Origin of the sequence: Paenibacillus sp. FSL R5-0914, from assembly GCF_038004525.1 — a bacterium.
In the GTDB taxonomy this organism is placed as follows: domain Bacteria; phylum Bacillota; class Bacilli; order Paenibacillales; family Paenibacillaceae; genus Paenibacillus_AQ.
Window position 1 is genome coordinate 468257 of record NZ_JBBORH010000001.1, and the last position, 21776, is coordinate 490032.

20 protein-coding genes and 1 riboswitch are annotated in these 21776 nt (G+C 45.7%); of the genes, 9 read left to right on the forward strand and 11 right to left on the reverse strand.

Annotated elements, in window-relative coordinates:
* Positions 1–2 precede the first annotated feature (2 nt).
* From MKX60_RS01975 to MKX60_RS02010, 8 genes are all read right to left on the reverse strand, one after another.
* Complete coding sequence (locus MKX60_RS01975; RefSeq protein ID WP_042184310.1) at positions 3–605, reverse strand: response regulator transcription factor; 603 nt, start codon at positions 603–605, stop codon at positions 3–5.
* A complete protein-coding gene (locus MKX60_RS01980) occupies positions 602–1756 on the reverse strand; it encodes a sensor histidine kinase (RefSeq protein ID WP_076285146.1) in 1155 nt (384 codons plus the stop codon). The genes MKX60_RS01975 and MKX60_RS01980 overlap by 4 nt, the downstream gene beginning before the upstream one ends.
* Positions 1757–1760: 4 nt before the next feature.
* Complete coding sequence (locus MKX60_RS01985; RefSeq protein ID WP_042184306.1) at positions 1761–2495, reverse strand: ABC transporter permease; 735 nt, start codon at positions 2493–2495, stop codon at positions 1761–1763.
* A gap of 2 nt (positions 2496–2497) precedes the next feature.
* Positions 2498–3406 (reverse strand): ABC transporter ATP-binding protein, encoded by a 909-nt coding sequence (locus MKX60_RS01990; RefSeq protein WP_076285144.1) that lies wholly within the window; start codon positions 3404–3406, stop codon positions 2498–2500.
* Between the two features lie 194 nt (positions 3407–3600).
* A complete protein-coding gene (gene nfsA / locus MKX60_RS01995) occupies positions 3601–4353 on the reverse strand; it encodes an oxygen-insensitive NADPH nitroreductase (RefSeq protein WP_076299885.1) in 753 nt (250 codons plus the stop codon).
* 31 nt (positions 4354–4384) lie between these two features.
* Positions 4385–6847 carry a heavy metal translocating P-type ATPase gene (locus MKX60_RS02000; RefSeq protein WP_341058980.1) on the reverse strand — a complete coding sequence of 821 codons (2463 nt, stop codon included), beginning with the start codon at positions 6845–6847 and terminating at the stop codon, positions 4385–4387.
* 113 nt (positions 6848–6960) lie between these two features.
* Complete coding sequence (gene copZ / locus MKX60_RS02005) at positions 6961–7161, reverse strand: copper chaperone CopZ (protein ID WP_042184300.1); 201 nt, start codon at positions 7159–7161, stop codon at positions 6961–6963.
* 53 nt (positions 7162–7214) lie between these two features.
* On the reverse strand, positions 7215–7487 hold the full coding sequence (locus MKX60_RS02010; protein ID WP_231573462.1) for a metal-sensitive transcriptional regulator: 273 nt from the start codon (positions 7485–7487) through the stop codon (positions 7215–7217).
* A 377-nt stretch (positions 7488–7864) separates the two neighbouring features.
* Here MKX60_RS02010 and MKX60_RS02015 point away from each other — a divergent pair, with 377 nt between their 5' ends.
* The 7 genes from MKX60_RS02015 to MKX60_RS02045 all read left to right on the forward strand — a co-directional run bounded on the left by MKX60_RS02015 (position 7865) and on the right by MKX60_RS02045 (position 14380).
* Positions 7865–9385, forward strand: coding sequence for an MDR family MFS transporter (locus MKX60_RS02015; RefSeq protein WP_042184296.1), 1521 nt, complete (start codon positions 7865–7867; stop codon positions 9383–9385).
* A gap of 5 nt (positions 9386–9390) precedes the next feature.
* Positions 9391–9954 carry a PadR family transcriptional regulator gene (locus MKX60_RS02020; RefSeq protein ID WP_042184294.1) on the forward strand — a complete coding sequence of 188 codons (564 nt, stop codon included), beginning with the start codon at positions 9391–9393 and terminating at the stop codon, positions 9952–9954.
* 118 nt (positions 9955–10072) lie between these two features.
* Positions 10073–11050 (forward strand): aldo/keto reductase, encoded by a 978-nt coding sequence (locus MKX60_RS02025; protein WP_076285141.1) that lies wholly within the window; start codon positions 10073–10075, stop codon positions 11048–11050.
* Positions 11051–11339: 289 nt separating this feature from the next.
* Positions 11340–12590: a hypothetical protein gene (locus MKX60_RS02030; protein WP_341058981.1), complete on the forward strand. Its 1251-nt coding sequence runs from the start codon at positions 11340–11342 to the stop codon at positions 12588–12590.
* A 1-nt stretch (position 12591) separates the two neighbouring features.
* Positions 12592–13179 (forward strand): signal peptidase I SipW, encoded by a 588-nt coding sequence (gene sipW, locus MKX60_RS02035; protein WP_076285139.1) that lies wholly within the window; start codon positions 12592–12594, stop codon positions 13177–13179.
* 91 nt (positions 13180–13270) lie between these two features.
* Positions 13271–13891 carry a TasA family protein gene (locus MKX60_RS02040; protein WP_076285138.1) on the forward strand — a complete coding sequence of 207 codons (621 nt, stop codon included), beginning with the start codon at positions 13271–13273 and terminating at the stop codon, positions 13889–13891.
* Between the two features lie 159 nt (positions 13892–14050).
* Positions 14051–14380 (forward strand): helix-turn-helix domain-containing protein, encoded by a 330-nt coding sequence (locus MKX60_RS02045; protein ID WP_042131791.1) that lies wholly within the window; start codon positions 14051–14053, stop codon positions 14378–14380.
* A gap of 200 nt (positions 14381–14580) precedes the next feature.
* Here MKX60_RS02045 and MKX60_RS02050 read toward each other — a convergent pair whose 3' ends face one another.
* Complete coding sequence (locus tag MKX60_RS02050; RefSeq protein WP_231573373.1) at positions 14581–14736, reverse strand: anti-repressor SinI family protein; 156 nt, start codon at positions 14734–14736, stop codon at positions 14581–14583.
* Positions 14737–14762: 26 nt separating this feature from the next.
* A riboswitch (cyclic di-GMP riboswitch) is annotated at positions 14763–14847 on the reverse strand.
* Positions 14848–15317: 470 nt separating this feature from the next.
* Here MKX60_RS02050 and MKX60_RS02055 point away from each other — a divergent pair.
* Both MKX60_RS02055 and odhB read left to right on the forward strand, forming a co-directional pair.
* Positions 15318–18185 (forward strand): 2-oxoglutarate dehydrogenase E1 component, encoded by a 2868-nt coding sequence (locus MKX60_RS02055; RefSeq protein ID WP_042184285.1) that lies wholly within the window; start codon positions 15318–15320, stop codon positions 18183–18185.
* A 52-nt stretch (positions 18186–18237) separates the two neighbouring features.
* The gene (gene odhB / locus MKX60_RS02060; RefSeq protein ID WP_076299889.1) at positions 18238–19512 is read left to right on the forward strand and encodes a 2-oxoglutarate dehydrogenase complex dihydrolipoyllysine-residue succinyltransferase; all 1275 of its coding nucleotides are present in this window, start codon (positions 18238–18240) and stop codon (positions 19510–19512) included.
* A gap of 402 nt (positions 19513–19914) precedes the next feature.
* Here the strand turns inward: odhB and MKX60_RS02065 are convergent, their stop codons facing one another.
* Together MKX60_RS02065 and MKX60_RS02070 are read right to left on the reverse strand one after the other, a co-directional pair.
* On the reverse strand, positions 19915–20883 hold the full coding sequence (locus tag MKX60_RS02065) for a hypothetical protein (RefSeq protein WP_341058982.1): 969 nt from the start codon (positions 20881–20883) through the stop codon (positions 19915–19917).
* Entirely contained in the window at positions 20844–21509 is a 666-nt protein-coding gene (locus MKX60_RS02070) for an RNA polymerase sigma factor (protein WP_341058984.1), read from the reverse strand. The genes MKX60_RS02065 and MKX60_RS02070 overlap by 40 nt, the downstream gene beginning before the upstream one ends.
* Positions 21510–21776 lie beyond the last annotated feature (267 nt).

The following is a 21776-nucleotide window of genomic DNA, read 5'->3' on the forward strand; positions in this document are numbered from 1 at the left end:
CCTCAAATCCAGCCTTTTTCCTCTGCCAGTCGTACCGCCTCAATTCGACTTTTCACTTCCAGCTTATTGAGTATTTCTGAAATATAATTGCGAACAGTTCCGTAAGAAAGGTGTAGCGAAAAAGCAATCTCCGCCGCCGTTTGCCCTTCACCAGCCAACTTTAAAATCTCTCGTTCCCGTGCTGTTAGTGGATTTTCTTCCCGCAGGCTACCAAAAACTAACTCGGGGGATACCTCCCGATGTCCAGCCATTACACGGCGAATAGATTCAGCCAGCTTATCTACAGGCTCGTCCTTCAACAAATACCCTTGTATACCAGCCTTCACTCCACGCTCGAAATAGCCCGGACGGGCAAAGGTAGTCAAGATGATAATTCGAGTCGGACAACCTTTACTCCGCAATATTTCTGCAACCTCCAAACCGCTCTTGAACGGCATTTCAATGTCCATGAGACATACATCCGGCTGAAGCCTGTCGATTAAAGCTAACGCCTCAGCTCCATCACAAGCCTCTCCGACGACTTCGATATCATCCTCAAGATCCAGCAGCGATGCCATCGCTCCCCGAAGCAGACGTTGATCCTCCGCTATAACGATGGTTATCATGCACTCTCACCTCCTGTTGCTTCCTTAACGATTAGAGGGATCATAACGATCAGCGTAGTTCCCTGACCTTCTTCTGAGCTTAGCGACAGAGAGCCATCAATCAGGGATAGACGTTCCGCCATCCCCTTCATACCATTTCCATCACTAAGCTCACCATTACATCTCTCACCGTTCTGGAGGCCAATTCCGTTATCTTTAACGGTAACTCGAACTTCTCCGGCGGTCTTTACCACCCCGATGAAGCATTTATCCGCTCTACTATGCTTCACAATGTTAGTCACTGCTTCTTTAATACAGAGGCTGAGAATATTTTGCGTCAGATCGGATACTCCCTCTAGCGAGATGTCCCCTTCCACTTCCAAGGCAATCTCCGCCGTGCGCAGCATTTCCCCGGTTTCTGCCAGTTCTTCTGCTACTGAGATCGCACGCATTTCCGACACTAGCTCGCGCACCTGACGGAGCGCAGCCCGCGAAGTACGCTGAATTTCCCGCGCCTCCTCTTGGGCTCGCTCCGTATTTTTGGTCACCAGCTTCTCTACGAGTTGGCTTTTTAATGTAATTAAGGACAGCGTATGCCCGAGGGTATCATGTAAATCACGAGCGATTCTCATGCGTTCCTCACGCTTCACCAACTCTTTAATCACCTCATTAGCTTGATCTAGCTCTTTCTCCAGCTTCTGATGTTGATGCATGGATCTTACGCCGAATGGCATAATCAGCATAATAACGATAAACGGGATTAAAAACATAATACTAACCCATTCCAACTCACGGCCTACTAAGACCAGCACCGCAAGTACCATAACCACAAAAGAAGTAAATGCAATTTTAAACCCTTTATTCTCCGTATAATAAGCTATAAAATTCACGGTGAAAAAGCCCATATACAGATTAAAGGGCGTATAAAACAAGCTAAGCACCACGATGATCACCATTTGAGTCGTTAACCAAACATTAAACACGCCACCCCGAACCCAATACAGCTGGCGATAGCTGATGGCAAACACCGCTATCATAATCCCACCTAGAATGAGCTTCATTCCAGTCTCCCCGCGCAAATTCAGGATGGGCAAAATCAGATAAACAGCCCATACATAAGGGAAAAACCCCTGACTTCTCGGAAATAACTGGAACTGTCCACGCTCGGTCATTACTTTACACCGCTTCCTGTTTTTTTCGAATATAAACCGATAGTAACATAAAAACTACCAAATATCCGAGCAAAATCAAGACATTACTCCAATGTGGGGCTGAACCACGTACAATCTCCCACGCCCCATTTCCATAGTTATAAGAAGGTAACCAATGACCAATCTTCTGCATTAAACGTGGTAAAATCTCAATTGGCATCCACATGCCCCCCGCTACAGCAAGCGCCATATAAATCACGTTACTGACTCCACTAGCCGTATCTACCCGTTTCATAGCACCCACAAGCGTACCAATCGCCAAAAATGGAAGGGAACCGATCAGGATCCAAAGCCCACTAAGCACCCATTGACCCGCAGATAAGGAGACACCATTGATTAAATATCCTGCGGCAAAAATACAAATGACCGAAAACAGATGCATCATCGTTTGCCCGAACATTTTTCCGAAGAAATAGACGGAACCCGGTAGCGGGGTAATCCGAATAAAGGTAGTCCAGCCTTGTGTTCGTTCTTGCACTAAACGGATGCCAAGCGTCATGATCGCAGAGCCCATTACACTAAAGGTTGCCATCGACATTAAGTAGTGAGCGCGCCAAGTCGGGTCATCGTTACCTGTATTAACCACGCGGGTGAAGATGAAGTAGAACATAATGGGCATGAGCAATGACCAGAATACGTAATAAGGATTACGGATGATCCTCAGCATCTCGGCTTTACACTGTACAGTAATTAATCTCATCTTTAGATAGCCTCCTCTTGGTTCATGGTCAATTGTTCAAAAGCGTCATCCAAACGTCCCTGATCTATACGAACATCCTTCACGGGAAGTCCAGTAACAAAAATCGCTCGCAGCGCTTCATCTGTATCGTCTGTCGTCACATGAATTCGGCCTTCTTTTTCATAACAACCCTCAATAGCGGTTAGTTCCAGCAGGCTCCTGCGTAATTTTGATCGATCACCTATTGGCAAAAAGGACAGCGAACGCTTCACAATCCGCGATTTAATCTCATCTGGACTTCCGTCTGCAACTAAATGGCCTTTGCTAAACAATAGAATACGATCCGCAATATCTTCAGCTTCCTGTAAGTAATGTGTCGTGAACACAATCGTCTTGCCCTGCTCCGCAAGTCCACGAACCGTATCCCAGAACCGCCGCCGGGAGGTAATATCAAGTCCAACCGTAGGTTCATCGAAGAAGATCAGCTCTGGATCACCAGCCAGGGCCAGCGCGAAGCCTAGACTACGCTTTTGACCGCCCGAGAGCTTCTCGGCGTATCTATTCAGATCCGCTGGCGCAAGCCCTGTAGCTTTAATTAGAAACTCCATATCCATCGGCTGTGGATAATAGCTACGGATCAGAGCAATGATCTCCCGAACCTTCAGCCGATCCATCACACTTACCTCTTGCAGCATCGCACCGGTCTTTTCACGTACAATTTTATCTTTTGGATGTTGTCCAAATATTTTCACTGTACCTTCAGTGGGCTCTAATAACCCCAATAACATTCCCAATGCCGTTGTTTTGCCTGCTCCGTTTGGTCCAAGAATAGCTGTAATCGAACCTTTGGCAATGTTGAAGCTGATATTATCTACTGCTTTCTTATCCTTATATAATTTGCTAACTCCATTCATCTCAATAACACTATCCATTTCGTAACCCCTCCGATTCCGAATGCGTTTGATCTATTTCAATCATATGGAAAAAGGAGACCTGACATTAGTATGGACTGTCATTTCTTTAAGATGACAACTGTCACCTTCATGCCTCAGGGTACGAAAAAGAGGTTGCCCTACCCGTAGTTTTAACTACGGATAGGGCAACCTCTTTAATAGAAAATACTAGATTACCTCTTAAAGAATCCTTTTCCGAGAAGGAATTCCTTCATATGCATTCGCGCTGGCTGTGCCAACCGTTCTGCCATAATCACAGACCAAGGTGTATCCTTGGCACCATGAGTCCGCTCACGCATATAGTCTGAAGAGACTTTATCGTAAGTCTTGACCTGCTCCACTGTCGTTTCGGCATTGTAGCGATTACGATGTAGAACAGCCTCTAATGGCAGACGCGGACGCAGGCTTGTGGCTCCATCAGGGTAGCCCACACACATTCCAAATATCGGGTAAACCAGCTCGGGCAGTCCAAGCAGCTCAGAAACCTCCGCAATCCGGTTACGGATTCCGCCGATATAAACAATTCCGAGCCCAAGCGATTCCGCAGCTACAGCAGCATTCTGAGCAGCAAGCGCAACATCAACGGTAGCTACAATAAGGTTCTCAGCAGAATCTTCATACGATGTCTCTCCCTGCAAATGAGGTTTTGTCACCTCACGCAACCGATACAGATCCGCGCACCAGACCAAGAAGACTGGGCATTGTTCTATATAAGCCTGATTACCCGCTAATCCGGCAAGCTCTGCTTTTATAGCCGGGTCAGTCACTGCAATAACACTATAGGCTTGTACACTGCTGGAAGTCGAAGCCATTTGGCCTGCTTCAATAATAGCTGCAAGCTGCTCTTCACTTACTGGCTTATCCTGATACTTGCGGACAGATGCATGGTTCATTAATAGAGATATTGTCTCGTTGTTTTCTTGCACAGCGGCCACTCCTTACATAGTTAGGTTTCTCTTAAAGCTTTACCCGCTGCAAACGAAGTGCATTCAAGACGACGGACACAGAACTGAATGCCATCGCAGCTCCAGCTAGCCATGGAGCTAGAAATCCGAGTGCAGCAATCGGTATACCTATTGTATTGTATGCAAGTGCCCAGAACAAATTCTGCTTAATATTACTCATCGTTTTACGGCTCATCATAATGGCATCGGGTATGCTCTTCAGATCTCCCCGCATCAGTGTAATATCTGCAGCCTCCATTGCTACATCCGTCCCTGTACCAATCGCCATGCCCGTATCTGCAGTAGCCAGTGCAGGAGCATCATTGATGCCATCCCCAACCATAGCTACCTTTGTCCCATTCCGCTGCAGCTTACGAACTTCCTCCGCTTTGCCTTCTGGTAGAACCTCTGCTAACACTTTTCGAATACCTGCTTGCTTCGCAATAGCTTCTGCGGTGATTTTATTGTCACCTGTAATCATAATGACCTCTATGCCCATCGCATGAAGCGCAGCTACAGCTGCTTTTGAGGTTGGCTTAATCGTATCCGCCACAGCGACAATCCCGGCAATCTCATCGCCCACCGCTACAAGCATAGCTGTCTTTCCTGCCTCTTCCAGTCTCTTCATGACTGGGGTCCACTCTGTGATGTCCAATTGATGATCTTCCATCATACGCCGTGTACCCACCCTAACTTGTTGATCGGAGACAACAGCCATAATTCCCCGTCCAGGTACATTATCAAACTGTTCAGCGGTGGGTAAGATCAAACCTCTGTCAGCGGCTCCTGCTACGATAGCTTCCGCAAGCGGATGTTCTGATAATTTCTCGGCTGCCGCAGTTAAAGCTAATAGACGATTCTCTGCACTTTCTTTACCATAAGCGGCAATTCCAGTGGTAGTCACGATATCAGTCAGCACGGGCTTACCATTTGTAACCGTACCTGTCTTATCCAAAACAACGATCTTAATCCCTTGTGCGCCTTCTAAATGCTCACCACCCTTGAACAGAATACCAAGCTCCGCAGCGCGGCCCGATCCCGCCATAATGGAGGTCGGCGTTGCAAGACCTAACGCACATGGACAAGCGATTACGAGCACCGCAATAGCTTTTTCAAGGGCATCGGCAAATTGACCAGGTGCTGCCCAGAAGTACCAGACCAAGAAAGTGATCATCGCAATGCCTACAACAATCGGTACAAAAATACCTGAGATGACATCCGCGATCCTCTGGATCGGCGCTTTGGAGCCTTGGGCCTCCTCCACTACTCTAATGATTTGAGCGAGTGCAGTGTCTCTTCCTACTTTGTTGGCTTTGATTCTTAAGATCCCATTCTTATTTAATGTAGCACCGATAACGGTATCTCCAGGTTTTTTCTCTACAGGAATACTTTCTCCGGTCAACATAGACTCGTCCACAGAAGAGGAACCCTCTACTACCTCGCCATCCACCGGCACCTTTGTTCCGGGCTTCACCAATACAATATCGCCGGGAATCACTTCATCTGTCGAAATATTCATTTCTTTGCCATCGCGGATCACGAGAGCCGTCTTTGCCTGAAGCCCCATTAAGCTCTTAATGGCGTCAGAGGAACGTCCTTTGGCTAGCGCCTCGAACCATTTACCGACGAGGATGAGTGTGATGAGTACAGCACTCGTCTCATAATACATTGGGGCGGTATGATTCATTCCCTTCATACTTAATGAATCAATCGTCAGATAAAGACTGTAGAAATACGCTGCTGATGTCCCCAGTACGACCAACACATCCATATTAGTACTTCCGTTACGAAGTGCTTTATACGCGCCTACGTAGAACTGCCAACCGATGATAAACTGTACGGGGGTCGCCAGAACAAGCTGAAACCAAGGATTCATAAATAACTCCGGTGTTGGAATCCAGCTTGTGAATGAGAAATGACCTGCCATCGCCCATAACAATGGGAAAGAAAGAATAGCAGAAATGATCCACTTCCACTTTTTATGCTGAATTTCCTGTACACGACGATCCACATGATCCTTGCGGTCTTCTTTAAGAGTAGCTTTATATCCAATATTGCTTACCTTCTCCATGATCTCTCTTGGACTAATATTACCGGGAGTATATTCTACATGTGCCGTTTCCAGCGCTAAATTCACATTCACTGCTGCGATCCCCGGCGTACGACTCAACACTTTTTCGATCCGCGCCGAGCATGCAGCGCAGGTCATGCCTGATATATCAAAATCCGCGGTCTCTTTGACGGTATCATAACCAAGAGCGCGGATTTTATCTTCAATTTGTGGTAACCCTGATGCAGAAGGATCAAATCCAACTGTGGCTTGTTCCAAGGCTAAATTTACATTTGCGCGAGAAACACCCTCCATCCGGGACAAACCTTTCTCAATTCGAGCTGCACAAGCAGAACAGGTCATGCCTGTAATCTGTACGGTTGCTTGCTGTTCATTGGGTGAAGCTGTTGTTTTTAACTTATCCATGATTCCAAAGCCTCCTCATACCCCTATAGAGTATGATAATTTCTATAAAAAGAAAAGGCATTGGAGCTTATGGCATTCCCATACAGCTCCAAGCCTTATTACTTTGCTTCAAATTAAACTACATCATACCCTTGCTCTTCAATAGCTTCTTTAATAGCTCCAAGGCTCACCTTGTTCTCATCATACTCAACGGAAACTTTTTTAGCAGCAAGATCAACTTTAGCAGTAGCTCCAAGATTACCTACAGCCTTCTCTACAGAGTTGACACAGTGACCACAAGACATTCCTTCAACGTTTAATGTAGCGTTCGACATTATTATTACCTCCAGTAAAAGTTATGAAGCCATGCTCAAGGAGCATTAGCTTATTATTTCATTAATTTGTTAACCGTAATTAGCAGCTCATCGATAACCTCATGTTCACCGGCTTCGATTCGTTCAATAATACAACTCTTCATATGCCCTTCCAGCAGCATCTTACCAACACCGTTTAGTGCCGCTTGAACCGCTGCGAGCTGATTGAGCACATCGTCACAATAAGTATCCCGCTCTATCATACCCTTTATCCCGCGGATCTGGCCTTCAATCCGGTTGAGGCGAGTATTCAAACCATTTTTGAAATCTGTCGAATGATGACTCATTCGTTCTCCAGATGCTGAAGAATGACAGTCAGCTTCGCAGGATTTCTCAGTTTGTTCTTGCTTACTAGTAGACATAAGAATCAGCCTCCTTGCCAATAATATAATATACCCCCGTAGGGTATGTCAAGAGGCATTCTTTATTTCCTATCCCCCAAATCCCATTTTTTCAAGCATAAACGCCTTCGGTGTCCTTATAAGGACGGTAAGCGTTTAAGAGAGAAATATAAGACATATAGTATTGTGTGAAACTTATACTTCTTATATTTGAAAAAAACTATTGCTACCCTATTCAAATTTGAATATAATAAATTTTGCTTCTAACCTATGAACATTTTTTGAACGGATTTATCACTATTAGAAAAAGGAGCCTGCGAAGCATGCATACTAAAGAAAGTAATCTTAAACTCGTAGTTATCGGCCTGCTGCTCGGTATTCTGATGTCCGCGATGGACAATACCATTGTAGCTTCAGCTATGGGAACCATTGTTTCCGACCTTGGCGGTCTGGACAAAATCGTATGGGTCACTTCGGCCTATATGGTCATGGTAATGGCTGGGACCCCTATCTTCGGCAAGCTCTCGGATATGTATGGACGTAAACGTTTCTTCATGTTCGGACTGATTGTATTCCTGATTGGTTCAGCACTGTGCGGTACTGCAACCAGTATTACACAACTAAGTATTTACCGGGCAATTCAAGGAATCGGCGGCGGTGCACTAATGCCTATCGCCTTCACCATCGTTTTCGACATTTTCCCTCCTGAAAAAAGAGGAAAGCTGACCGGCCTTTTCGGTGCGGTCTTCGGAATCTCCAGTGTACTCGGACCCTTATTGGGTGCATATATTACCGACTATGTAGGCTGGCAATGGGTATTCTACATTAACCTGCCGCTCGGAATTATTGCACTTTTTCTGATCGCAACTTCTTACAAAGAATCGATCTCTCACGCTAAACAGCGCATCGACTGGGGCGGAGCCTTCACTCTCGTCGGCGCCATTATCTGCCTAATGTTTGCGCTAGAACTGGGAGGCAATCAATACGCTTGGGATTCCAGTGTCATTCTCGGCTTATTCGCCGGCTTCGCTGTACTCTTGCTGGCATTCATCCTCATTGAGAGAGTGGCGGCTGAACCTGTTATCTCGTTCGCGATGTTCAGTAAACGGTTGTTTGCAACAAGTAGTGTGACAGCCTTGTTCTATGGCTCTGCCTTTATCGTAGCCACCATCTACATTCCTATCTTTGTACAGGGCGTATTTGGCGGCTCCGCTACGAACTCTGGACTGATCCTCATGCCGATGATGATCGGTACGGTCGTGGGCAGTCAGACCGGTGGGCTACTTACAACCAAAACCAGTTTCCGCAACATTATGATCCTATCCGCAGTCTGTTTTGTAGCAGGTGTCTACAGTCTAAGCACTTTATCACCAGATACCTCCCGTCTCATGCTTAATGTATTCATGGCCTTAACTGGATTCGGCGTGGGCTTCTCCTTCTCCGTGCTAAGCATGGCAGCTATCCATAATTTCGATATGCGCCAACGCGGTTCGGCAACTTCAACAAGTACTTTTATGCGCTCGCTTGGGATGACGCTGGGGATTACGATCTTCGGTATTATTCAGCGTAACAACTTCACTAGCAGCATTAGCGAAGCTTTTGGCGGAAGTGAGCAGTCAGCAGCCTTCGGCGATCCACGGGCAGCCCTGACACCTGAAGCAAGAGCCAAGATTCCACCTGAAATTTTAGAGAAAATATCTAGTGCACTGTCCTCTTCAATCGCACATACCTTTATGTGGGCCATGATTCCTGCCGTCCTTGGTTTAGTCTTTGTGCTGCTTATGCCAAAAGACCGTCTCACCATTCCGAGTAAAACTGCTCAGGCGTCCGAGGGTAAAAGGTAACGATTATGTCGATGAAATTGGCTATTCTCGGACTATTGCTTGAACGAAACATGCATCCCTATGAAATTACACTAGTCATGAAAGAGCGCTCCATGGACCGGATTACAAAGCTCCAGCTTGGGTCCCTCTACTATGCTGTCGATAAACTTGCACAAGATGGTTATATCGAAGCTTTAGAAGTGATTAGCAGCAGTGATCGCCCTGACAAAACCATTTACGGTATTACTGAGCAAGGTAAAAATTTATTCGAGCAGTTAATTCTACAGCAAATTAAAAAGAACGAGCCCTTCTATCATCCGATGTATATGGCTCTAGCCATGTCCCGTCATGTTGATCAAAACAAGGTGGAGAAGCTGCTCGAAGAACGTATTCGGGAAACCGAACATCAGGTGAATCTGGCTTATCAGGTATATGAAGAACATATTCCTATTGTTCCTCGTTCCGCCCTTCATCTCATGTACGGCACCTATGAACACACCCTTATTGAACTAAAATGGCTACAACGTCTCTATGATGATGTTGTAGCACGCAAGTTGAATGACATTGGAACACCACTTAATACAGAGTAGAGTCCTTAGGACCTCTACTCTTTTTTTCGCTTTTGCAGAGACAATAAATACCACACTAGAATCTAAGCGTGTACAATATGTACGTGTACGCAATCATATTTTCCTAGGAGGAATCACATTGTTGAGAACACTGCCTTTAAACAAGCGCGGTATACCAGCCAGCCGTATTGCTCTAGGTTGTATGGGATTTGGTGGGGGCTGGGATCATGAACCGATTACCGCCGAGAATGTTAAGCAAGGACATGCAGCCGTCGACGCAGCACTATCTATTGGTATCAATATGTTTGATCACGCAGATATTTATACCCGTGGTAAAGCCGAGAAGGTATTCGGTCAAATCTTTAAAGAACGCCCAGGACTCCGCGAAGAAATCATTATTCAATCGAAGTGCGGTATTAAGCTAATGGAGCCTGGAGACAGCTCTAATGTCTTTGACTTCTCAAGCCAGCATATTCTAAGCAGTGTAGATGGAATATTGTCGCGACTAGGAACGGAATATATTGATATTCTGCTGCTCCATCGGCCTGACCCCCTAATGGATCCAGAGGAAGTAGCTTCTGCTTTGCATCAATTAAAGGCAACAGGTAAAGTTCGTCATTTCGGCGTCTCCAATATGAGCACAGCGCAGATCAAAATGCTGCAAGCCTATTGCGATGAACCTTTTATCGTAAACCAGTTACACATGAGCCTAGCCAAGCTCAGCTGGGTCGATGCTGGAATCAGTGTAAACCGTGAACCTTGGAAGGATATTACCTTTCCCGAAGGAACCCTTGAACATTGTCGAATGGAGAACATTCAGCTTCAAGCTTGGGGCCCACTCGCACAAGGCTTATTTAGCGGACGTTCATTAGAGGATCAACCAGAGAATATCGTCCAGACAGCTGCCATGGTTAAACAACTTGCAGATGAAAAAGGAACAACACCCGAAGCCATAGTGCTATCCTGGCTAATGACACATCCGGCAGCTATTCAGCCTGTGATTGGGACTGTGAATCCGCAGCGCATCGCTGCCTGCGCCGATGCGGACAAGCTGGAGCTTACTCGTAAAGAATGGTATGACCTATATGTTAGTTCACGTGGTACTCGTCTTCCCTAACTGAGCCCACAATTAAACTCGCAAGAATTCTTAATAGCCTAATCGTGCCTCTCGCATGATTAGGCTATTTTTAATACTTTCCCCTCCTATGTATCGTTCTCAATTGAGAATAAAAATAGATATCAAGCGATAAACCGAGATAAATAGAGATAAATTAACATTTTTGTTCTTTATAGAGCACAAACGAGACTTATTGACAGTTTTCTTTTCAATTTATTCCATGTATTATTCATTACAGAAGTTGTTCTCAATAAAGAACAATAATAACGAACCAAAGAAACTCAAGACATTGAGGGGAGGTATTCCTCTGAGACCCAGATCAGCAAAAAGAAGACCTAAACGAAAGAAACAAATCGGATTACGTGTTCTGCAATCAGGAATGGCTGTCTCCGTCTTGTTTCTGACTACCTCGCAGCAAGTGGGTAGTACCTATGGTGGTTTTGGAGCTACTACGCAAACCACTAGCACAATTAGCTTTTGCGAAGTATTTCCAAACTCGATCAAGGGGCTTCTAACAGAACTCAAAGATCATATCGAAAGAGCTACTGCTTTAAAAGGATCGCTGCAAAGCTATACCCCTTCAGGCAGTCTCTCAGACGTTTCGGGAATAGAAGGCATGACGCTGGATGAGCTTGATGTCGCAGCGCAAGAGATTTCCACACAAATCTCCGCGCTTCAATCTCAAATCGATGGCGTGAATGAGCAACTGGCCACCAACAGCCAAATTTGGAACGAAATCAATGGTGAGCTGAACGCAGCAGCAGCCGTCCTATTCCAGATTGGAGGATATATGACCTCTCTAGATTCAAACTGTCTAGAAATCAAGGATGAACAATTCTTCAGAGAGCTGCAAAGCAGCCTGAATCAAAGCGGTGTAATCTCTGAATCCCTGAATGCTTCCTTAAAGGGAGTCATCCAATATCTAAACTCCATACACGACATCGGGCTTCCATTTGCTTCGGTAGTGACCAGTGATGTATATGGACAACCCGAGTTACGCAACGAGGCGTTTCAGCAGCCGTTACCTTTCCTGATTCCTTTTAGTCAGCCGGCCGGAAATATCTCTAGCGAACTTACCTCCACTTATGAAAATCTCAATACTGAAATGAATGGTCTTAAAGAATCGGCTACTTCAGGAATCAGCAATCTTCAGAGTCAGCTCCAAATGATCAGTCAAACCCGTGAACAACAATTGGAAGCACTTGAGAAAGCCCGACTAGAGGCGCTGGAACAAACGAAGAAAGAAGAAGAACGTTTGGCACTGGAGAAAAAAGAAAAGCAAGAAGCTGAGGAGAAAGCAAAATCGGAAGTGACTCCACCGACAGGTGAAGCTGCTCCAGAGAAAATAAATAAAGAACAGCCTGAAGCCCCAGCCACTAACCCGGTCGTTCCGGAAATTGGTGAAGAGCTAACGATTCCAAAAGATGTACCACAGCAAGCGGTTCCTCAGGAGGCGCCAAAAGCGGAAGATACAACCACTTCCCCACCGGTAGCAACACCAGCCCCTTCGGACCCTCAACAAGTTAAAGGTGGCGAATAATATGCGGATTAAAAAAATGATCAACAATACATTATCGAGCATCATGCTTGTGATATTCATTCTGCTGGTGGTAGCCGTAGTTTTATCAAAGGCCTCCGGCGGTGAACCTGCCTTCTTCGGATACCAGATCAAATCGGTACTCTCAGGTTCGATGGAACCAGGGATTCAAACCGGATCGATTGTCGCTTTAAAACCCGGAGGAGATATGAATCGCTTCAAAAAAGGCGATGTGATCACCTTTAGAAATGAAGAAAACCTGCTCATTACTCACCGTGTTGTAGAAGCAACAATGAACAACGCTACTGGTGAAGCCATGTATCGCACGAAAGGCGATAACAATGATGCGCCCGATATGAACCCTACCAGTTCCACGAATGTTGTAGCTGAGTATACCGGGGTCACCGTACCTTACGTAGGTTACGCTATGAATTTCGCAGTTTCCAAAGCTGGAAGTGTTGTGCTCATGATCGTACCAGGCTTGATGCTCCTGCTCTATGCCCTGTATTCATCATGGAAGGCTGTAGCTGCACTCGAAAAGAAAAATGCTGCTATACTTCCCACCTCCCCACCTCCAACTGAAATACAGTAATCCGTTGATTGTCCGCTTCCGCTTACGAACCGGAAGTTACAATATATAACTTTTATAAAAAAACCACAAAAACCGAGGAGGAATTTTAATTATGGGTATCAAAAAAACATTGGGTCTTGGCGTAGCATCTGCAGCACTGGGTTTATCATTGATTGGTGGAGGAACTTTCGCTTACTTTAGCGACACTGCACAAAGCACCGCTACATTCGCAGCAGGTACACTGGATTTGAACTCTGATCCTTCTGTTATCGTTGATTTGAAGGATCTGAAGCCAGGCGATACGATCAAAAGAGACTTCAAACTAAAAAATGACGGTACACTTGATATCGGTTCGATCCTCCTCAAAACAGCTACCTCTATTAATGATGTAGGTGGTAACAACGGCGCTAACGATTTGGCAAAATCCATCAAAGTTAAATTCCTGGTGAATAAAGATAAAAGCGGCATCTTACCTGGTAGTGAAGAGAAAGTAGTTTGGGAAACTACCCTGGCCGATTTGAAGACTCAGACACCGGATCTCGTAAAAAATACTGGACTTGATGCAATCTGGGGTACTAGCGAAGCATCTGGAATTAAGGCCGGCACAAATGATAGCTTCACCGTTCAATTCGAATTTGTTGATAACGGCCAAGAGCAAAACTACTTCCAAAAAGATTCATTAACTCTGACTTGGGATTTCGTAGGTAAGCAAACTGCTGGATCCGCTAAATAATCTAATAAGTCTTCCATTCGAAGAGCAGCAGATTCTTATTCCGGAAAGCGGATAAGTAGATGCTGCTCTTCTCTTTACAATAAACTTTGTCGAATTTATTGATATTTGCTATACTAATAACAAAAATTACGGAGGGGCGTCAGCATAGTGCCACAAAATATGGGCCAACGTATCCAGCATCTCCGCCTAGAAAAGGGATTGTCCCTATCTGAGCTTGCGGACAGAGCGGATGTTGCTAAGTCGTATCTTAGCAATGTGGAGAGAAACATCCAATCCAATCCTTCAATCCAGTTTATCGAAAAGATCGCCGATGCGCTTCAGGTATCCATCCACGCTTTGCTCTATGGAGAACCTAATGATGCTGAGGAGTCACCTTTAGATTCGGAATGGTTCCGATTGGTGCAGGAAGCTATGGCCTCAGGCATAAGCAAACGCGAATTCAAGGAGTTTCTGGACTACCAGAAATGGCGCCTTGATCAGAAGGATTAATATTCCACCTGACCTGATAAGATCCTCTTCTACTCATACTATTAAACATAAGCGCCTTCGCCTCCTAACATGGACTGCGAAGGCGTTTGAATTCTAGCAGAATATAAGGACCAAGTCTGAAACTTATAGATTCTTATATAAAGAAAAAGAGCACAGCGAGTTATCGCTGTGCTCTTTTGATATCTAATGCTCTGAATGTATTACTGCACGGCTTGCACAGTCTTCTCATGAAAGAAGCGACGAATTTCATCTGCCTTTATGCCAGCCTTCTTAGCTGCTAATAATAAATGGACCCACTCTACGTCTAGATCAATGACCTGCTGTTCTCTGTTGCTTCCCTGGTTGGACTTGTCCAAAAAATCTCCTCCTAAGATTTTAGTCCCCAGGCAATCCGGCTGTCATAGTATTTCTACCTTAGACCCGCGACTTTGTGCCCCTGCCTTTCGGCAGGTTTACCTTTTACTGGACCCTTTACACGAAAGGATCTACTTTGAATATATGAAAATCGCTAACTGCAATAACATTATACTATACTAAAGTGGAAAAGTGTGTCGATTTCTGATTAGTTTTTCCATTAAAAAACAAAAAATAGAAGCGATTTTGTGCGATATCTTGTCCTATTAACACGATACTCGTCCCATTCATAAAATTAATTAAGCCAATATAATGATACTTCCTTCCCTATTAGTTAAAAATAAGGATATTAGAATCATTTTAGTGGGCCTTAGGAATGGGTAATGAGAAGAAACAGCGTTCTTTTCATTAGAACAAGCTAACCCATACCATTTTGCGAACGTATTGGACGAAAGAATGAATTGATTACACGTGTGGAAAGTAGCACAATAAGATGAGAAATGAAACCGCAATCATCACAGCTCCAGTAAGCGTTGACACAAAATGTCACGTATGGAGTTCATCCGTTAAGGAGGATGTATTCATGGCAGCCAAAGAGCCCTATAACGAATCCATTTGGAGTAAGTATTACGGACCCAATTTAGGCTACATTCAAGAAAGATATGAACAGTTTGTGAAAGATCCTTCCACCGTAGAGAATAATTATCGCGAGCTTTTTACAAATTCGGGTCCCCCACCCCTAACACCGGATAGCGAACCGGCTCCACAGCCTCGCATTTCGGGAGACACCGAATGGCTTAGAAAGGCAGTAAGAGCTTCCAAGCTAATCGCTAATATTCGTATATATGGCCATATGGCCGCTGATATTGATCCGCTTGAGCGCGATCACAATCCCATGGCTAAATATCTTGAACTCGAAACCTATGAGCTGACTCGTGAGGATCTGCTCGCACTACCTGCCACGCTCATTTGGGAGAATGCGCCGAATGATGTGCATACCGGATGGGATGCAGTTCAGCGTATGCGTCAGGCTTACACCAAGACAATCGCCTATGAATTCGGGCATGTGCATGAAGAACAAGAACTGAAATGGTTGAACAGACAGGCAGAATCCACAAGCTCACCAGCGCCTTTAAATAATGCAGAACGTAAAGAGCTGCTAAACCGCCTGATCCAAGTAGAGCAATTCGAAACCTTCCTCCACAAAACCTTTGTGGGTCAGAAGCGGTTCAGCTTGGAAGGCAATGACGCTCTCGTACCGATGCTGGATGAAATCGTACGCGCTGCTGCGCATGACGGCGCAGAGCATATTCTGATGGGCATGGCGCATCGTGGTCGCCTCAACGTTCTTGCACATATTTTGGGCAAACCTTATGACATTATATTTTCAGAGTTTCATCATTCTCCGAACAAGGAGCTTTTCCCTTCCGAAGGCTCTACAGGCATTAACTATGGCTGGACGGGTGATGTGAAATACCATCTGGGTGCAGATCGCGCTGTCCGTGAAGGAGAAACCGTACGCACAAGAATAACACTAGCGAATAACCCAAGTCACTTGGAATTCGTCAACCCTGTCGTGGAAGGCTTCACTCGTGCTGCTCAAGAAGATCGGAGCACAGCCGGATTGCCGAAGATTGATACCAGTAAAGCTATGGCGGTACTGATGCATGGCGATGCCGCTTTTCCAGGTGAAGGGATTGTTGCAGAAACACTTAATATTGGCAAACTTCAAGGTTATCAGAATGGCGGGACGATCCATATCATTGTTAATAACCGGATCGGCTTTACGACAGAAAGCGAAGACTCCCGTTCAACGCATTATGCGAGTGACATCGCCAAAGGATATGAAATTCCAATTATCCATGTCAATGCTGATGATCCTGAGGCCTGTATATCAGCCGTTCGTTTAGCTAGTGCATATCGCAATCAATTCAAAAAGGATTTCGTTATTGATCTCATCGGCTATCGTCGTCATGGACATAACGAAATGGATGATCCTGAAACTACACAACCTATCGTGTACGGTAAGGTACGCAATCATCCAACCGTTTACAAGGTGTATGCGGAGCGGCTACAGCGTGAAAAAATTCTTACAGCTGAAGATGTACAAAAGATGCACGTTGAAACAGAAGGCGTATTGCAACGTGCGTACGATAGTATGAAGGAAGGCAATCACAAGAAAAAAGAACCAAAGGCCTTCATTCCTCTTCATACAGATCGCTCAGCGGCAGGCACTACAGCCGTACCGATCTCCAGTCTGCAAGAGATTAATCGTGAGCTACTGAGCGTACCTGATGGATTCCAAGTCTATCCGAAACTGGAGCGAATTCTGCAGCGTCGCAAGGACGCACTGAATGAGGGTGAAAAGGTCGACTGGGCACTCGCTGAGTCCCTCGCCTTCGCAACCATCCTGAAGGATGGAACGCCAATTCGACTTAGCGGTCAGGATGCACAGCGTGGCACCTTCGCACACCGCCATCTGGTGCTGCACGACAGCAAGACAGGAGAATTATTCTCTCCGCTTCATCAGCTAAGTAATTCTCGCGCTTCCTTTGGCGTATATAACAGTCCGCTATCTGAAGCTTCTGTGCTAGGCTTTGAGTATGGTTATAATGTGTTCGCACCAGAAACCTTCGTCATCTGGGAAGCACAATATGGCGACTTCGCCAATGCAGGTCAGGTTATATTTGATCAGTTCATTGCCGCTGGACGTGCGAAATGGACGCAGCGCAGCAATCTCGTCGTCATGTTACCGCATGGCTACGAGGGACAGGGACCCGAGCATTCCAGTGGTAGATTGGAACGCTTCCTACAGTTATCCGCGGAAGAGAACTGGACCGTTGCTAACTTGACCACTGCTTCTCAATATTTCCATGTCTTGCGGCGCCAAGCTGCTTTATGTGGACAGGAAGACGCTAAACCACTGGTGATTATGACGCCGAAGAGTCTCATTCGTAATCCGCGCAGCACATCTGCCGGAACTGAGCTCGCTTCCGGACAATTCCAGCCTGTGTTAGCTGAGCCTCTGCTAGGCCAGAAGCCAGGTGAGGTCAAACGTCTAGTAGTCTGCAGCGGTAAAGTAGCTATCGACATCCAAACAGAGCTAGAAGCTGCTTCAGACAAAGATTGGTCATGGCTACATGTACTGCGCTTAGAGCAACTCTATCCGTTCCCAGAACATGAACTGAGTGCTCACTTAAGCTCCTTCACATCCCTTCAGGAAATTGTCTGGGTGCAAGAAGAGCCGAAGAATATGGGCGGATGGAGTTATACCGAACCTCGGTTACGGGCCATCGCACCGCAAAACACTAGCGTGAGATATATCGGACGTCCTGAACGTTCCAGTCCTGCGAGTGGTTATGCAGATGTTCATAGCTTTGAACAGCGTAGAATTGTTTCAGAGGCCCTAAAAGCAAATTCACAAGTACAAACAGCTGTACCGTCCTCTTAAGAGGACGGTATCACAATAGCGTAAACCATTATGTTTGGGGAGGTAACGGCCTGTGTCAGAAATCTTAGTACCCGATCTGGGAGAATCTATATCCGAAGGAACCATCTACAAATGGCTGGTTAAAGAAGGCGACACGGTAGGTCAAGGTGATGTGCTTGCTGAGTTAGAGACGGATAAAGTGAATTTGGAAATTAGTGCGGAGGTGGAGGGTGTCATCTCCTCCATCCTACGTCAAGCGGGCGAGAACGTAGCCGTTGGCGAAGCCATCGGCATCATTGGAGCCGCTAGCGGTAGTACACCGCAGGCCGCTGAGAGCAAAGCGCCTGAAGCGGCACCGGCAAGCGGCAGCGCAGCAGCCGCACCTGTAGCAGCGCCCGAAGTCGCTGTAGCGGGTGGCGAAAGCCCCGCTGCACTGGCATCGCCGGGCGCACGCAAGCTGGCACGGGAGCGCGGCATCGACCTCGGCGATGTTAGCGCCCGTGATCCTATCGGCCGGATTGGTCAGGCCGATGTGTCGGGTCATGGTGCAGCAGCGCCACAGGCCGCTGCACCGGTAGCTCCGGCGGCACAAGCCAAGCCGGAGCCAGCGAAGCCGGCAGCGAGCAAAGCCGCGCCGGAGGATGGCAAGAACGTGGAGCGCAAGCGCATGTCGCGCAGACGGCTCACGATTGCTAGCCGCTTGGTAGAAGCGCAGCAGACCGCAGCCATGCTGACCACCTTCAACGAGGTGGACATGACAGCGATCCTCGACATCCGCAAGCGCCGCAAGGATGCTTTTAAAGAGAAGCATGAAGTAGGACTAGGCTTCATGTCCTTCTTCACCAAAGCCGTGATCGGTGCGCTGAAGACCTACCCTCTGCTGAACGCAGAAATTGACGGTGAAGATCTGGTCGTTAAGAAATTCTACGATATCGGTATTGCCGTTGCAGCTAAGGAAGGTCTGGTGGTTCCGGTTGTCCGTGACGCAGATCGCCTCAGCTTCCCGGAAATCGAACGTCAGATTGGCGAACTCGCTTCCAAGGCACGCGCTAATACACTTAGTCTCTCCGAGCTTCAAGGCGGTACGTTCACTATCACCAACGGCGGTGTATTCGGTTCACTATTATCCACCCCGATTCTGAATACCCCTCAAGTAGGTATTCTAGGGATGCATAAGATTCAATTGCGTCCAATTGCACTGGATGAAGAAAGAACCGTTAACCGTCCAATGATGTATATCGCCCTTTCCTACGATCACCGGATCGTTGACGGCTCTGAAGCGGTTAGCTTCCTTGTCAAAGTGAAGGAATTGCTGGAAGATCCAGAAGCACTGCTGCTGGAAGGCTAACCCTGATCGATCTTTCGACTTAAGAATATAAAGAAGGTATCCCTAAAGCTTTGCATTAGGGATACCTTCTTTTATATCTGAATCAACTTTGAGATGAAGTATTTCATAAGTACAAGGTGAATCATGAATCCCTAGGATAAAAAGTCCGGCGTTGTCAGGAATGCTTCCTACCTTGCATATGATCTAACTGTATTTTATACACTTATTTATTTCTGATCTCCCATATCCTCTTCCTTAATTGCATTCTCTACAACTAAAATCCGTAAAAACGTTTATTTCCACTAATTTAACCAGTAATAGCTGTATTAAATACAACTACAGGGCTTATATAAACGTATTAGTTAACTTTAATTGTACATAGTACAACTAACTTAGCCCATGCAACTACAAAACTACAAGAATCTACTTCAACAGCTCCCCAGCCAACTGTAAAAATTGTTCCTTACTCAAAATCTTATCTCCGTAGCTGCTGAGTGTATAATACGCATCCTGCTTCTCGTTATACCAATTCAGATAATCGTAGCTTACCTCTTTCTTCACTACTTTGTTATAGATCACTTCTGTGCCAGCCACTATAATCTTATCCGCTTGATTCTCAGGTTCTTGCTCCACGAACACTTTCCCGCCATGCATGATCGTGGCAGAGATACCTATAAAAGCATTATTCTTCGAATAAATTGCACTGATCCAGCCTGGTTCCGACCAAGGTATAGCCTTCATAAATAAATTACTACTTTCCTTATCTTTGTTTGCTTGGACAGTAAGATCTTGTAACGTCTCCTGATATAGAGAACTTTTCTTATCCGCATCCGTATTCGGATGATTCGGGTTTATAACCCCATAATTAAAAGCATACCCTGATGCCAATGCAGGGAGCGTCGGCGCCCCTGTCCGCTTGATTTCCTTCAAAAAATCAGAATATTCGCCTATCCGCTGCTCTTTATACTTAAAAGACAATTCTGTTGCCAAGCCTGCTGCGCCTGCATTATTGTTCACAAGATAGGCGATCAATTCTCCCGGTTTAGCGAAAGCATCTACTTTCTGTGCATACTTATCATAGGAAGCTACTCCTGCAGATTCATTCGGCGCAACATGCTGAACCTTTACTACGCCTTCACTATTGCGGATCTGTATATATTCCGATGCAGCATACGCTGTCACTGAGATCATCAGGAACAAAGCTAACATACTGGCAACTGCCGTTGTTTTATTCATCGTCTTCAGCGAGAGCGAGAATGATCGCTTTCGATCTGATATGCCACGGATATGTCCCATAACCTTCTCTTCTACATCGATCTCACCCAGAAGTTCATTCCCGGCTGAGGCATAAATTATATTTTGGTATTCATCGCTGATTGTGGTTCGTTCCATCTGATCTCCTCCTCCAATTTCATAGCTTCCTGCACCTTCCGCTTGATCCGGTTCATTCTCTTCGTCAGTGCATTGGGACTGACGAAGAGAATTTCGCTTATCTCTGCATAAGTCTTTTCTTCAAACACCCGCAGAATAAGCATATTCCTCTCTTCCAGCGACAACTGTGCTAAAGCGGCTGACAATGAGGGATTAAACAACCGATCATCCAGCTCTTGTTCAGGACTTGCAGACATAAAATCAGGATTGAAGATACTCATGACTCGCTTTTGCAAACGCCGTCTGCGCAGCAGGTTTAAGCAATGATGATACGCGATTCGATAGAGCCATGCCGAGAAATGCATCTGTGACTTGTATTGATGGATAGATTGATAGCCTTTTACCAAAATATCCTGAACTGCGTCCTCCGCATCCTGCTTGTTTTCTAACAAACGATAGCAATAGTGGTAGATTGGCGTTTGGAAAGCTCTAACGATAAAAGCATACCGTTCGATATTGCCCTTTTGAATACTAATGATGAACTCTTCCAGCTCCTTTGGGTCTAGCGAATCCTGTGGCGTTGTAAGCACCTCCTTAACCTTTATATCTTCTATAACACTTGGGCAGCGAAAAAAGTGCCTATGCAAACCGAACTATTCTCCCAAATTCACTCCAATTATACACATGTAGAGGCTAATAAGAGCTATACAGTCCGTAACCCTAGCAGAATGAGCCAAAAATCAATAATAGCTGCAATACGGACCGTGTTTCTGTAATATTCTCCAATGAGTAATTCATTCTGAATTCAGATCACCTTAGTTTTTTTGTTTCACATGCTCCACGGACTACTGCCCGCCAATAGAAAAAAGACGTACAACTGTTGTCAGTTTGTACGTCTTTGTTTAATTTATTGT

What these genes read in the sequence shown, in the direction of transcription:
- MKX60_RS02015 (WP_042184296.1), top strand. Translation starts at nt 7,865, where the DNA reads ATGCATACTAAAGAAAGTAATCTTAAACTCGTAGTTATCGGCCTGCTG.
- MKX60_RS01985 (WP_042184306.1), bottom strand. Translation starts at nt 2,495, where the DNA reads ATGAGATTAATTACTGTACAGTGTAAAGCCGAGATGCTGAGGATCATC.
- MKX60_RS02055 (WP_042184285.1), top strand. Translation starts at nt 15,318, where the DNA reads ATGGCAGCCAAAGAGCCCTATAACGAATCCATTTGGAGTAAGTATTAC.
- MKX60_RS01975 (WP_042184310.1), bottom strand. Translation starts at nt 605, where the DNA reads ATGATAACCATCGTTATAGCGGAGGATCAACGTCTGCTTCGGGGAGCG.
- MKX60_RS01990 (WP_076285144.1), bottom strand. Translation starts at nt 3,406, where the DNA reads ATGGATAGTGTTATTGAGATGAATGGAGTTAGCAAATTATATAAGGAT.
- MKX60_RS02010 (WP_231573462.1), bottom strand. Translation starts at nt 7,487, where the DNA reads ATGAGTCATCATTCGACAGATTTCAAAAATGGTTTGAATACTCGCCTC.
- MKX60_RS01980 (WP_076285146.1), bottom strand. Translation starts at nt 1,756, where the DNA reads ATGACCGAGCGTGGACAGTTCCAGTTATTTCCGAGAAGTCAGGGGTTT.
- MKX60_RS02065 (WP_341058982.1), bottom strand. Translation starts at nt 20,883, where the DNA reads ATGGAACGAACCACAATCAGCGATGAATACCAAAATATAATTTATGCC.
- MKX60_RS02020 (WP_042184294.1), top strand. Translation starts at nt 9,391, where the DNA reads ATGTCGATGAAATTGGCTATTCTCGGACTATTGCTTGAACGAAACATG.
- MKX60_RS02000 (WP_341058980.1), bottom strand. Translation starts at nt 6,847, where the DNA reads ATGGATAAGTTAAAAACAACAGCTTCACCCAATGAACAGCAAGCAACC.
- copZ (WP_042184300.1), bottom strand. Translation starts at nt 7,161, where the DNA reads ATGTCGAACGCTACATTAAACGTTGAAGGAATGTCTTGTGGTCACTGT.
- MKX60_RS02045 (WP_042131791.1), top strand. Translation starts at nt 14,051, where the DNA reads ATGGGCCAACGTATCCAGCATCTCCGCCTAGAAAAGGGATTGTCCCTA.
- MKX60_RS02040 (WP_076285138.1), top strand. Translation starts at nt 13,271, where the DNA reads ATGGGTATCAAAAAAACATTGGGTCTTGGCGTAGCATCTGCAGCACTG.
- sipW (WP_076285139.1), top strand. Translation starts at nt 12,592, where the DNA reads ATGCGGATTAAAAAAATGATCAACAATACATTATCGAGCATCATGCTT.